Annotated in this window: 12 protein-coding genes; 5 read left to right on the forward strand and 7 right to left on the reverse strand. The window is 59.5% G+C overall.

Annotated features, from left to right (window positions below):
* Window positions 1-84 precede the first annotated feature (84 nt).
* The 4 genes from H8F21_RS17390 to H8F21_RS17405 are packed head-to-tail and all read left to right on the forward strand — an operon-like array spanning window position 85 to window position 3,626.
* Window positions 85-1,788: a copper resistance system multicopper oxidase gene (locus H8F21_RS17390; protein WP_203481603.1), complete on the forward strand. Its 1,704-nt coding sequence runs from the start codon at window positions 85-87 to the stop codon at window positions 1,786-1,788.
* Window positions 1,781-2,737, forward strand: a complete 957-nt coding sequence (locus H8F21_RS17395; RefSeq protein ID WP_203481604.1) for a copper resistance protein B — start codon at window positions 1,781-1,783, stop codon at window positions 2,735-2,737. The genes H8F21_RS17390 and H8F21_RS17395 overlap by 8 nt, the downstream gene beginning before the upstream one ends.
* Window positions 2,738-2,752: 15 nt before the next feature.
* On the forward strand, window positions 2,753-3,181 hold the full coding sequence (locus tag H8F21_RS17400; protein ID WP_038612884.1) for a DUF411 domain-containing protein: 429 nt from the start codon (window positions 2,753-2,755) through the stop codon (window positions 3,179-3,181).
* A gap of 10 nt (window positions 3,182-3,191) precedes the next feature.
* Entirely contained in the window at window positions 3,192-3,626 is a 435-nt protein-coding gene (locus H8F21_RS17405; protein WP_203481605.1) for a YqaA family protein, read from the forward strand.
* Here H8F21_RS17405 and H8F21_RS17410 read toward each other — a convergent pair.
* The 6 genes from H8F21_RS17410 to H8F21_RS17435 all read right to left on the reverse strand — a co-directional run bounded on the left by H8F21_RS17410 (window position 3,623) and on the right by H8F21_RS17435 (window position 9,140).
* Window positions 3,623-4,204, reverse strand: a complete 582-nt coding sequence (locus H8F21_RS17410) for a DinB family protein (protein ID WP_203481606.1) — start codon at window positions 4,202-4,204, stop codon at window positions 3,623-3,625. The two genes, H8F21_RS17405 and H8F21_RS17410, sit on opposite strands and share 4 nt — an antisense overlap.
* 11 nt (window positions 4,205-4,215) lie before the next feature.
* Window positions 4,216-5,334, reverse strand: coding sequence for a cell division protein ZapE (gene zapE / locus H8F21_RS17415; protein WP_203481607.1), 1,119 nt, complete (start codon window positions 5,332-5,334; stop codon window positions 4,216-4,218).
* A gap of 123 nt (window positions 5,335-5,457) precedes the next feature.
* Complete coding sequence (locus H8F21_RS17420) at window positions 5,458-6,603, reverse strand: PQQ-dependent sugar dehydrogenase (RefSeq protein WP_203481609.1); 1,146 nt, start codon at window positions 6,601-6,603, stop codon at window positions 5,458-5,460.
* A 30-nt stretch (window positions 6,604-6,633) separates the two neighbouring features.
* Complete coding sequence (locus H8F21_RS17425; protein ID WP_203481667.1) at window positions 6,634-6,951, reverse strand: hypothetical protein; 318 nt, start codon at window positions 6,949-6,951, stop codon at window positions 6,634-6,636.
* Window positions 6,952-7,075: 124 nt separating this feature from the next.
* Window positions 7,076-8,038 carry an agmatinase gene (gene speB / locus H8F21_RS17430; RefSeq protein ID WP_203585108.1) on the reverse strand — a complete coding sequence of 321 codons (963 nt, stop codon included), beginning with the start codon at window positions 8,036-8,038 and terminating at the stop codon, window positions 7,076-7,078.
* A 22-nt stretch (window positions 8,039-8,060) separates the two neighbouring features.
* A complete protein-coding gene (locus H8F21_RS17435; protein ID WP_203585109.1) occupies window positions 8,061-9,140 on the reverse strand; it encodes an extracellular solute-binding protein in 1,080 nt (359 codons plus the stop codon).
* A gap of 100 nt (window positions 9,141-9,240) precedes the next feature.
* Here H8F21_RS17435 and H8F21_RS17440 point away from each other — a divergent pair, with 100 nt between their 5' ends.
* A complete protein-coding gene (locus H8F21_RS17440) occupies window positions 9,241-10,131 on the forward strand; it encodes a LysR family transcriptional regulator (protein ID WP_203481614.1) in 891 nt (296 codons plus the stop codon).
* A gap of 1 nt (window position 10,132) precedes the next feature.
* On the opposite strand, the gene H8F21_RS17445 is transcribed toward H8F21_RS17440, so the two are convergent.
* On the reverse strand, window positions 10,133-12,577 hold the full coding sequence (locus tag H8F21_RS17445) for a TonB-dependent receptor (RefSeq protein ID WP_203585110.1): 2,445 nt from the start codon (window positions 12,575-12,577) through the stop codon (window positions 10,133-10,135).
* Between the last annotated feature and the right edge of the window lie 54 nt (window positions 12,578-12,631).

Here is a 12,631-nt window from a genome sequence, read left to right on the forward strand (position 1 = left end):
ACAAAACTGTAATGTGGTGCTCAGCTCGCTGACAGTCGTCGCTGGCTAACGTCGTGCCATCCCAGCCCCCGAGATGGCCGCGTTATGCTCCGACAACCTACCCGCCGTACCTTCGTCAAAGGCTTCGCCGCCGGCAGCGTCCTGGCCGGACTTGGCCTTTGGCGCCTACCCGCTTTCGCCGTCAGTGCCCCCCTGGGCAATGAGCTCAGCGGCCGCGATTTCGACTTGTTCATCGGCCAGACGCCGGTCAACATCACGGGGCGTCCGCGCACGGCGCTGACCATCAACAACAGCTTGCCGGGCCCGGTGCTGCGCTGGCGCGAAGGCGACACGGTAACCCTGCGGGTTCGTAATCGCCTGGACGAGCCAACGTCGCTGCATTGGCATGGCATTATTCTGCCAGCCAACATGGACGGCGTTCCTGGGCTGAGTTTTGCCGGCATCGAACCGGGTGGTGATTACCTCTATCAATTCACCCTGCAACAAAGCGGCACCTATTGGTACCACAGCCATTCCGGGCTGCAGGAACAAGCCGGTGTGTACGGGGGCATTGTCATTGAGCCGAAAGAGCCTGAGCTTCATCGCTATCAGCGCGATTACGTACTGCTGCTCAGCGACTGGAGCGACCAGACGCCCGAAGCCCTGATGGCAACGCTGAAAAAGCAGTCCGACGCCTTCAACTACAACAAGCGCACCGTTGGTGATTTTATCGACGACGTGGCCGCACAGGGTTGGTCAAAGACGGTCGCTGAGCGCAAGAACTGGGCGCAGATGCGCATGAGCCCCACCGACCTCGCCGACATCAGCGCAGCAACCTACACCTACCTACTCAACGGTCAGCCACCGGATGGCAACTTCACCTGTCTATTCCAACCCGGCGAAACCGTGCGCCTGCGCCTGATCAACGGCTCGGCCATGAGTTACTTCGACTTTCGCATTCCAGGCTTGAAGATGACGGTTATCGCTGCTGATGGCATGCCGGTGCAGCCAGTCGGCGTCGATGAACTGCGCATCGCCGTGGCCGAAACCTATGATGTGCTGGTGGAGGTCGGTGACCTGCCCGCCTACACCCTCTATGCGCAAAGCATGGACCGCACCGGCTTTGCCCGTGGCACGCTAGCGCGCAGTGCCGGGCTCAGCGCGCCGGTACCAGCACCTGACCCGCGCCCGATCCTGACCATGGCCGACATGGGCCACGATGGTATGGACTCGATGGCAGGTATGGCAGGTATGGCGGGCATGGATCACAGCCAGATGGGCGGCATGCAGACCCACCCGGCCAGTGAAACGGATAACCCGCTGGTCGACATGCAGACCATGAGCCCCAAACCCAACCTCACCGACCCGGGTATTGGTCTGCGCAACAACGGTCGTCGAGTGCTGACCTATGCCGACCTGAAAAGTACCTTTGCCGATCCTGACGGGCGCGAACCGTCACGGGAGATCGAGCTGCATTTGACCGGGCACATGGAACGCTTTGCCTGGTCGTTCAACGGCATCAAGTTCTCCGATGCCGAACCGTTGCGCCTGCGCTACGGCGAGCGCCTGCGCATCATCCTGGTCAACGACACGATGATGGCCCACCCGATTCACCTACATGGTTTGTGGAGCGACCTTGAGGACGAACACGGGCGTTTCCAGGTGCGCAAGCACACCCTCGATATTCCTCCCGGCAGTCGCCGCAGCTATCGCGTCAGCGCAGACGCCCTGGGGCGTTGGGCTTACCACTGCCACCTGCTTTACCACATGGAAATGGGTATGTTCCGCGAGGTACGCGTCGATGAATGAAGTATTCAATCGCCCTCTGCTGGGCAGCCTGGCCCTGCTCGCTTTGCTTGCCAGTGAAGAAGTCACGGCCCAGGCCATGGACCACAGCACGATGAATCATGGCAGCATGAATCACGCCGCACCGCCCAAGGCGCCCATGAATCACGCCGATATGGAAGGCACCAGCATGGACCATAGCGGTATGAACCATAGCGGCATGGATCATGGTGCCATGGGCCAAGGCCAGGCGCCCGTTTCACCGCGTACGCCATTGCGGCCCATCACCGATGCCGATCGCCGCGCGGCATTCCCGCCTTTGCCCGGCCATCAAGTGCATGATCAGCAGATCAATTGGGCAGTGATTGTCGAGCAATTGGAGTATCAGAACTTCGAAAGCAGCAGTGCCCTGAACTGGAATGCCAATGCCTGGATCGGCGGCGATATCGACCGGCTCTGGTTGCGTACCGAAGGCGAACGTGAGCAAGGTGTCACCCACAAGGCCGAGTTGCAGGCACTCTGGGGCCATGCCATCAGTCCTTGGTGGGAGTTGATGGGCGGCGTGCGCCAAGACTTTAAGCCGGCCAGCGGCCAGACCTGGGCCGCTTTCGGTATTCAGGGCATGCCACTGTATGGCCTGGAACTGGAAGCCACGGCTTATGTGGGTGAGCGGCAACAAAGCGCGCTGCGCCTGGAGAGCAGTTACGCTATCCTGCTGACCAACCGCTGGATTCTCGAGCCGTCGCTTGAGGCCAACTTCTTCGGCCGTAACGATGCCAGTCGCGATCAGGGCAGTGGCCTGGCCGACACTGAGATCGGCCTGCGCCTGCGTTATGAAATTACCCGCGGTTTTGCCCCTTACCTGGGCGTCAGTTTCAATCGCAGTTATGGCAATGCTGCCGAACAGATCCGTGATGACGATGGCGATATCGGCCAGACTCGCCTGGTTGCTGGTGTCCGCCTACGTTTCTAGCCTTGGAGAGTCAGTATGTTGAGCAAGAAAATTGTCGCTTTTGGCTTGTTGGCCCTGAGCACCCTGGCACAAGCCGGACAAACTATCGATGTATACCGTGATCCCAATTGCGGCTGCTGCAAAGAGTGGATCAGCCACCTGCGCGACAACGGTTTTACCGTCAACGACCATGTCGAGCCAAACATGAGCGCGGTCAAGCAGCGCTTGGGTGTGGCTCCACGCCTGGCCTCCTGCCATACCGGGGTGATCGACGGCAAGTTCGTCGAAGGACATGTTCCCGCCGAGCAGGTCAAACTGTTAGCCAAGCGCTCCGATTTGCGCGGTCTTGCAGTACCCGGTATGCCGATGGGTTCACCCGGCATGGAAATGGGCGACCATAAAGACGCCTACCAGGTTATCGGCTTGACCCAGGATGGCCGCGACGAAGTGGTCGCCAACTACTGAGCTGCCCTGGATGTTGAGTGAATGGGCGCTGTTTTTCAGCGCCTTTGGCGCAGCCACCTTGCTACCGCTGCAATCGGAAGCGGTGCTGGTGGGCTTGCTGGTGCGCGAGCCACAGGCGGTGTTCAGCCTGCTGCTGATAGCCACGCTGGGCAATGTGCTGGGCTCGATCGTCAACTGGCTGCTTGGTCGTGGCATCGAACACCTGCGCGAGCGCCGTTGGTTTCCCTTCACGCAAGCTCAACTGGACAAAGCCCAACAGCGTTATCAACGCTACGGCCAATGGTCATTGCTGCTGAGCTGGATGCCGGTGATTGGTGATCCCCTGACCCTGATTGCCGGCATCATGCGCGAACCCTTCTGGCGTTTCCTGGCCTTGGTTACCATTGCCAAGGCCGGGCGCTATGCGGTGCTGGCCCTGATAACATTGGGCTGGCTGGGCGCCTAGCGTCCCCAGATCATAGCTTCGGTCCACCCCAGTTCGGCAAAGTCTTGTGCGCGCAAATGAGCTTCCTCTTCGCAGAAAAACTCATCCAACTGTGGCGGTCGCACCGATGTGTCACTGAGCATGGCGTGAACCTGCCCGCGGTGATGAATCTGGTGCTCGAACACATGAGATAGCAGCCGCAGGCGTTGTTCGCGCTGAACCCAGTCGGGGCGCACGATGCTCACGTAACGTTGCAGTTGATCGTCGCGCAGCAGGCTGCAGTAGGCGATCAGCCGATGATCAGCCTGGGCCTGCTCGGCACCGAGCACATCGCAACTGGCGAAAGGCTCATGGGGTTCGAAGAAGCGCTCGCTATCGGCCTCTGGCGCTTCACCGCGCTGCTCGGACTCCAGGGCATTCAAGTAAAACCAATCAACGGTAAGAATGTGATTGAGCGTGGCTTTGATTGAGCCAAAGAAGCTGCAACGTGGTGCCACGAACTCGTCTTGGCTCAGTTGCAGGCAGGCTTTGTACAACCGGTGGTTGGCCCAGCCGTTCTGGTAGGCCATGGTCAGCAAATAATGCGAAAGTGACTGCATGATCGACTCCTTCAACAGAAGCGTTGCAGTTGCATCTCCCGCAGGCGGCTCAAGGTGCGCCGGAACGGGAACTCCAGGTACCCTTGAGTGTAGAGTGCATCCAGCGCTACCTCAGCCTCGATGTACAGGGCGACCCGACGGTCGTAACACTCATCGACCAGTGCAATGAAGCGCCGCACGCCGTCATCATGCACTGACAATTGCGGTAGTTCCCGATCCCCCGCCGGTACCCGCTCGGCACCGTCCTCTGTACCCCGGGCGATCTTTGCCGGACGCTGGCGAGCGCCAAGGGCTGGAACATCGCCAAGCAGGATAGCCTTGTAACTGTCGCACAAGGCCATGAAGTCCATGGCCGCGAACGGCTGTTCACACAGATCGGCATAGCGGCACCAGATCACCGACTCGCTACGCCGCACTACCGACAACTGCCGTGAGCCGATGGCCAAAGGCTGATCGCAGTCGGCTTCGCCGCCGCTCAGTAGCTTGAACACCTCGCTCAGGGCTGGCGACTGTCCCGGTTCATGTACCCAGTACCGTTGCTGGGCAATACCTGGGTGTAAACGATGGTCCTGTTCACCGGCAACGGCAAGCACCCGCATGTGCTGCTCGATGGCGGCGATTGCCGGGACAAAGCGCTCTCGGTTGAAGCCGTCGAGATACAACTGATCGGGTGGTTGGTTGGAAGTAGCAACCACCACCACGCCTGCCTCGAACAACACCTGGAAAAGCCGGCCGAGAATGATTGCATCACCAATGTCATTGACGAACAGCTCATCAAAACACAGCACGCGGATTTCTTCGGCCAATGAAAGCGCCAGGGCTTGCAAGGGGTCGGCGGTGCCATTGAGCTGAAACAGGCGCTGATGTACCCAGCGCATGAAATGATGAAAATGCTGACGCCGGGCTGGTACCTGCAAACACTGATAGAACAGGTCCATCAACCAGGTCTTGCCGCGCCCGACCGGGCCCCATAGGTAGACGCCCTGGGGAGTTTCGCCGCGTTGCAGGACTTCGAAGCAGCTTTGCAGGGCCCTGGCAGCCTGCAACTGGGCCGGATCGCTGACAAAGCCATCGCGATCAATGGACTGTTGGTAGAGCTGGAGGGGGGACTGCTCGGTGAAGCAGGTCATGCGCAGCGTCCGTCGCAAAAGCGACCATTCTACCTAAAAACCCCTGAAACCTTGTGAGAATTCCAGTGCCGCAAGCCCTGCCCATTTTTGTACAAGACAGCTGCCCCCTTTAACAGCGCCTGGCTATATCGCTAGCCCGACCTTCAACAACGCACCATCGCTGTCATCGGTCAGCACGTACAGATAACCATCCGGCCCCACGCGGACATCGCGGATTCGCGCTTCAAGCTCACCCAACAGGCGCTCTTCGTGCACGATCTTGTCACCGTCCAACTCCAGGCGGATCAACGCCTGGCTTGCCAGGGCGCCGATGAACAGGTTGTGGTCCCACGCCTCGAAACGCGGATTGTCATAGAACGCCATACCGCTGATGGCCGGCGACTTTTCCCAGACATGATGGGGGTCAATCATGCCGTCTACATGCTCACCCTTGGCCTCGGGGATTGGCAGCAAGGTGTAGTTGATGCCGTGGGTCGCGACAGGCCAGCCGTAGTTTTTACCCGGCTTGGGCAGGTTGATTTCATCGCCACCACGGGGGCCGTGCTCGTTGGTCCACAACTCGCCTGTCCACGGGTTGAGCGCGGCGCCCTGCTGATTGCGATGGCCGAATGACCAAATCTGCGGACGTACGTTTTCCCGCCCTACAAAAGGGTTGTCCTTGGGCACAGTGCCATCCGGGAGGATACGCACTACCTTGCCTTGCAGTTTGTCGAGGTCCTGGGCGGTCGGACGTTGGTTGTTTTCTCCCAGGGCGATGAACAGGTAACCATCGCGGTCGAACACCAACCGCGAACCAAAGTGGATACCACTGGAAAGCTTCGGCAACTGGCGGAAAATGACGTTGAAATCTTCAAGCTTGGCCATGTCGGCAGACAATCGCCCACGCCCCACGGCGGTACCTGCCTTGCCATCCTCGCCTCCTTCGGCATAACTGAGATAAACCATGCGATCCTGCTTGAAGGTCGGCGACAAGACCACATCCAGCAACCCGCCCTGCCCTTCAGCCCACACTTGTGGAACGCCAGCCAACGGCGCGCCCACCTTGCCCTCGACGCTGACGATGCGCAGGTTGCCCATGCGCTCGGTTACCAACATGCCTTTGTTATCGGGCAAAAAAGCCAGCGCCCACGGGTTCCTCAGGCCCTCGGCCAATGTACTGACGGTGACGGTGCCCTCTTCGCTTTTAAAGCTGCGCTCGGGGGCGGCATGGGCCAGCAGCGGTAGCAGTGTCGCGGCCAGTAAAGTGGGTATCCAGGTGCGTACGGGCATTAGCGTTTCCTTCCAGGGAGTGTCTGCCAATCAAGGCATGCGAGGCGATTCGCGCGGCGGCCGGGTGGGCTCCAGGCGCGGTGGTGTCTGCTCGCGGCGAATGTTTTCACCGTTACCGATGCCACGATTTTCAAGGGTCGGCGGACGCGGCACCGGTTGGGTCGAAGGACCACGTACCGCAGGTGTGGCCGGCACGCTGCCTTGGCGGCTATTGGGATTGGCGCGCATGATCGGGCTGTTGTAGGGATTGTTCGCCGAGCCAGCCACCTGCAGCGGCGTTACAACCTGCGCTGCCTGCACCGGGGTGCCGAACAACAAGGCCAGAGACAGGCCAACCAAGCCCAACATTGATGTATTCACGGTGCTACCTCCTGCGCGAAATAACGCGCCCAAGCATTTGGATAGCCTAAGGCGCGTCTGGTTCGTCAGGAAATAACGATTTCCCCTACAGGTGATTCATTTTGTTTCCACTTCAACTATCAACCTTATGCCGAGCGGCGTACAGACAGAGCATTTCCATGGCCAATGTCGATCCAGCCAGGGCGGTTATATCGGCGTGATCATAAGCGGGCGCAACTTCTACCAGATCCATGCCCACCAGGTTAATACCGCGCAACCCGCCAAGAATTTCCAGCGCCTGCACGGTGGTAAGGCCACCACATACCGGGGTGCCAGTGCCGGGCGCGTAGGCGGGGTCCAGACAGTCGATATCAAAGGTCAGGTACACAGGATTGTCGCCCACTCGCTGGCGGATCGATTCGATGATCGCCTGGCAGCCACGCTGGTGTACCTGCCGCGCATCCAGCACAGCAAAGCCCTGGTTATCATCATTGGTAGTACGCAAACCGATCTGCACCGAGCGTGCCGGATCAACCAGCCCCTCGCGGGCAGCGTGCCAGAACATAGTGCCGTGGTCGACGCGCCCGCCACCTTCCTCGCACGGCCAGGTGTCACTGTGAGCATCGAAGTGGACCAATGACAACGCGCCATGTTTACGCGCGTGAGCCTTGAGCAGCGGGTAGCTGATGAAGTGATCGCCGCCCAGGGTGAGCATGGCGCAGCCAGCCTCGAGAATCTGTTCAGCATGCGCCTGGATGCTATCGGGTATCGTCTGCGGGCTGCCATAGTCGAAGTTGCAGTCACCATAATCAATCACTGCCAAATGGTCGAAGGGGTCGAATTCCCACGGCCAATGACGCGCCCAGGCCTGCTGCACCGAGGCACTGCGGATGGCCCGTGGGCCAAAGCGTGCCCCCGGACGGTTGCTGGTGGCGGTATCGAACGGCACGCCGCTGACCACCACGTCCACGCCGCGCAAGTCACGTGTGTAACGGCGGCGGGAAAAGCTGGTGATACCGGCAAAGTTGTTTTCGGCGACAGTGCCATACAGACTGTCTCGGGTTATAGCCTGGTCGTTGTCGGGGGCGAGATCCATCATCGAGTTCCTGTGCTACGGGTTATTGGCGGCTGCGGAACGTGGTCCACAGACGGGTACGTTGGCGCATGTCGGCCAGGCTCATGCTGCGATCGGCAAACAGGCGGGCTCGCACTTCGCTGGAAGGGTAGATATCCGGGTCATTGCGCACGCTTTCGTCGACCAATGCAGTGCCGGCCTGGTTGGCATTGGCAAAGAACAGTGTGCTGGTCAACGGCGCCACCGACTCGGGACGCAACATGAACGCAATGAATGCGCGCGCCGCCTCTGGGTGTGGGGCGTCCTTGGGAATCACCAGGTTGTCCTGCCAGATCAGCGTGCCCTCACGGGGAATTCGATAGATAACCTGGTACGTCTTGGCGGCAGCCCTGGCTTGCTCGGCAGCCATAGCGGCATCACCGTTATAGGTCAGTGCCAGGCATACACTGCCATTGGCCAGGTCATTGATCTGCCGGCCGTTGGCCACGTAGGCGATGGAGGGTTGTAATTGTTTCAGCAGGGCCTGGGCTGCAGCGAGGTCATCTTTGTCACGACTGTAGGGGGCCTTGCCCAGGTAATGCAGCGCCACGCCGATCACCTCCTGAGGCGAGTCGGACATGGCTATGCCACAGTCCTTGAGCTTGCTGGCGTACTCGGGCTTGAACAACAGGTCCAGGCTGTCGAGCGGCACATCGCCCAAGCGCTGGCGAACGGCTTCAAGGTTCATCCCAAGGCCCAGGGTGCCCCAGGTGTAGGGCACCGCATACTGGTTGGCGGGGTCGACTTCAGCCAGCTTGGCCAGTAGGTCCTTATCCAGATTGTCGTAACCAGGCATCGATTGCGCTTGCAGCGGTTGCAGTGCGCCTGCCACCAGCGCCCTGGCCAGCAGGCTGGAAGACGGCACCACGACGTCATAACCACTGCCACCGGTGAGCAACTTGGTTTCCAGGACTTCAGTGGTATCAAAGGTGTCATAACGCACCTTGTAACCGCTTTCCTTTTCGAAGCGCTGCAAAGTTTGCGGCGCTACATAATCGGCCCAACTGTAAAGATTGAGCACTTTTTCCTCGGCATGCACCGGCAAGGCCAGGATCAGGGGAAACAACCACAGGGATGTACGCATGTCGGGCACCTTTTTCAGTGGGTGCCAACAGCATGCCCGCCACATTACATTGCTAAAATGGCAAGTTACTTAACCTGACATGCACCTGGAGCAATGTTTAATGCTCGGACAACTGCACGACCTTGACCTGCACCTGCTGCGGTTGTTCGTAACCGTCGTCGAGGCCGGCGGCTTCAGTGCCGCCCAAGGCGTGCTGGGCTTGAGCCAGCCCAGCATCAGCCAACAGATGGCACGTCTGGAAACCCGCCTTGGCTATCGCCTGTGCAGCCGCGGCAAGGGTGGCTTTCGCCTGACCGCCAAAGGTGAGGTGCTGCTCAAGGCTACGCGAGAGTTGCTGGTGCAGATCGAAACCTTTCGCCATCAGGCCAATGGTGTGGCTGGACGCTTGCTGGGCGAGGTCAGGATAGGTATTTCCGAAGCCCAGGACAGCAGCGTGACGCTGCGCCTGGCGCACGCCATCGAGCGCTTTCGCCAACGTGACGAGTCCGTACGCCTGGAACTGGTCAGCGCCATGCCGGCCGACCTGGAGCGCCTGCTTTTGCAACAGCGCCTGGACCTGGCTATTGGTTACTTCTCCGGCAAGCAATCGGCGTTCGATTACACCGCGCTGTTCGAAGAAACCCAACGCTTGTACTGCGCCAGCCACCATCCTCTGGCGAGCCAGGCCCAGGTGAACCTGAAGATGTTGCTGGAAGCCGATCAGGTCGAGCATCCCTACCGATTTCTGGAGAGCCCCGATCCCCTCAGTGGCGGCCGCGCCTGGGCAAGGTCGGAGCAGGTGGAAGGCGCACTGACATTTATTTTATCCGGGCGTCATATCGGGTATTTACCCTGCCACTTCGCAGCCACCTGGGTCGAACGCGGGCTGTTGCATGCGCTGGATCCGGCGCTGAATTTTCAGGTGCCATTCTCGCTGGCCCGCCATCGCGCCCAAGTGCCCAGCGATGCGCAGCAGGCCTTCGAAGTGGACCTGCTGGCAGCGTTCAAGTGAATCAGTAGGCCATCGACCAGGTCAGGGTGTAGGTCCGCCCCCGGCCTTGATAGTCATACAAATATTCCGGGCCGTAGGTGGGCGAGTAGAACAAGGTCGCGCGCTGGCCCCAGACCGTACTGTACTGTTTATCCAGCAGGTTCTGGATACCGGCGCTGAAGGTTCCGACGCCGGTATCCTGGCTGCCCAGCAGGTCAAAGGTGGTGTAGCCGCTGATCTTGTGATCGGCATCGTCCTCGAGGGTAAAGGCATGGTTGGCTTGCAGGCGCGCGCTGCGCCCCTCGTCTTTCCAGCCAACGAAGACAGTGGACTTGGACAACGATGCATAACGCGCATCACGCTTGATCCAGTCACCGCTCTTGTCCTCCTCTTCCGAACGCACCACATGCAAGGTGCTGCCCGCCTCCCAGCCACTTTCGAAGTGACGGGTCAGCGCGCCTTCAAAGCCGAAGTCACGACTTTTTTGGTCCTCGACGTTAATCGTCAAGGTGGCCATATCGGTGGTGATGATCTTGTCCGACCAGATGTAATACACCGCAGCCTGAGCATCCCAGTCCAAGTCGGCATAACGCCAGCCCAGCTCCACTTGACGGCTCTTGATCCCGGCCAGCGGGTTATCCTCGACACTCAATCCAGGCTTGCCGTAATACTTGGCCGGGTCCGGCAGGTCGAAACCTTCGCCATAGTTGCTCCACACCTGGTGACCATTCTTGAAGTCGTAGATGGCGCCCAAGTTGAACAGATTGACCTGATAATCGTTGGTGCCGCCCGGTACACCCTTGAAGTTGCCGACATCCACGTCCATCTGCTGGCGTCGGGCCCCGCCGGAGACGGTCAGGTTGTCAGTCGCATGCCAGTCCAACTGGGTGTAGTACGACAGCCCGTCAACCCGATAGCTGGGATAGCGCGCAGCCTTGCTGGCCTTATCCAGGTCCAGGCCACCGCTTTCAGATGAGGTCAGCGAATCGAACGTAGTCTGCTCGGCATTGAAGCGTTCGCGATCCAGATCTACGCCATAGGTCAGCTTCAGACTGTCCCATTGCTTGGCAAACAATACCTTGAGGCTGCTGACTTCAAAGTTCTGCTGTGACGCGGCAAAGTACACGCCCTTGGATCCAGCCGGCTTGCCGGGGTTGTAGTACGGGAACGGATAGAAATTGTCGTCTTCCTTGCGATAGGAAGCCTGCAGGTAGAAGTCCTGGCCGAGCACATCACTGTGGTGATAATTGGCGTTGAGCAGTAGACGCTTGGTGCGTGGTTCCAGGTCAGTTGAGTAACCACTGCGCAGCTCGGCGTCTTCCAGATCCGACGGGGCGTTGTGGTTCAAATTGGGGAAGTAGATCCCGGTGCTACCGTGGTTGCCGGAATCGTAGTACTGGGCCAGCAAATCGAGGTTCTGTTGGTCGTTAAACTTTAGTCCCAGGCTACCCAGCACATCGATGGTGCGGTTGTACTGCAGATCGGTCTGGGTATTGTCGATAAAGATCTGGTCACCCGCTCCGTCGTAGAACGCCTCGTTCTGCTCGCCAGAAATACCCAGCCGCGCATTGATCCGCTCATTGCCGCCACTCACCGACTGGGCAATGCGGGTAGACAAGTCGTCGCTGTTGTTGAAGGCGCTGCTAGCCCCCAGTTGCGTCTCGAAACGCGCAGGCCCTTCCTCGCCCTTCTTGGTGACAATGTTGATGATACCGCCGGTGGCACCGCCACCGTAGATAGCGCTGGCGCCGGAGAGTACTTCGACGCGCTGGACGTTGAACGGTGAAATGCTGTCGAACTGCCGAGAAAGACCACGCGAGCTGTTCTGGCTGACGCCATCGATCATTACCAGTACGTTGCGCCCACGCATGTTCTGACCGTAGTTGGTACGCCCTTCAGGTGCCAGGTCCAGTCCTGGAACCAGCTTGCCAATGGCCTCCTTGAGGCTTACGCCGCTGTTGATCTGTTCGTTGAGCTGCTGCTGATCGACAACCCAGACCGTACCGGGAATTTCACTGATAGAGGTACTGGTACGCGACGCCACACTGACTTCGATCGGCTTGAGGCTGACGCTTGCAGGAGCTCCTTGAGCCTTGCGCAGGATAACTGTGCGCGAGTCACTGAACTGCCAACTCATGCCGCTGCCGGCCAGCAAACTTTGCAATGCCTGGGCGACGCTGTAGCGACCATTGAGCGCCGGACTGCGCAGGTCAGCAACGTCAGCGGTGGTGTACAACAGGTGCAGGCCGGCCTGGTCAGCGAACGCGGTAAGGGCCTGATCAAGCGCCTGGGTAGGCACGGCCAGATTCACTTCGCGATCCAGTTGGGCACTGGCGGGGACAGCATTCACGGTATCGGCCGCCTGAACCCAAGCAGGACCGAGCAGCGCGGCAAGCGCGGTCGAAGCGAGCAAAGCGTGTTTGAAACTACCGGTGGAGCGGGCGATTGGCTTGAGCGAACCCTTCACTGTTTTCTTCCAGGCAAAAGTAGTAGATGAGAATGAAATGCTGATCAGTCTCAC

This window comes from Pseudomonas arcuscaelestis (assembly GCF_016881005.1).
In the GTDB taxonomy this organism is placed as follows: Bacteria; Pseudomonadota; Gammaproteobacteria; order Pseudomonadales; family Pseudomonadaceae; genus Aquipseudomonas; species Aquipseudomonas arcuscaelestis.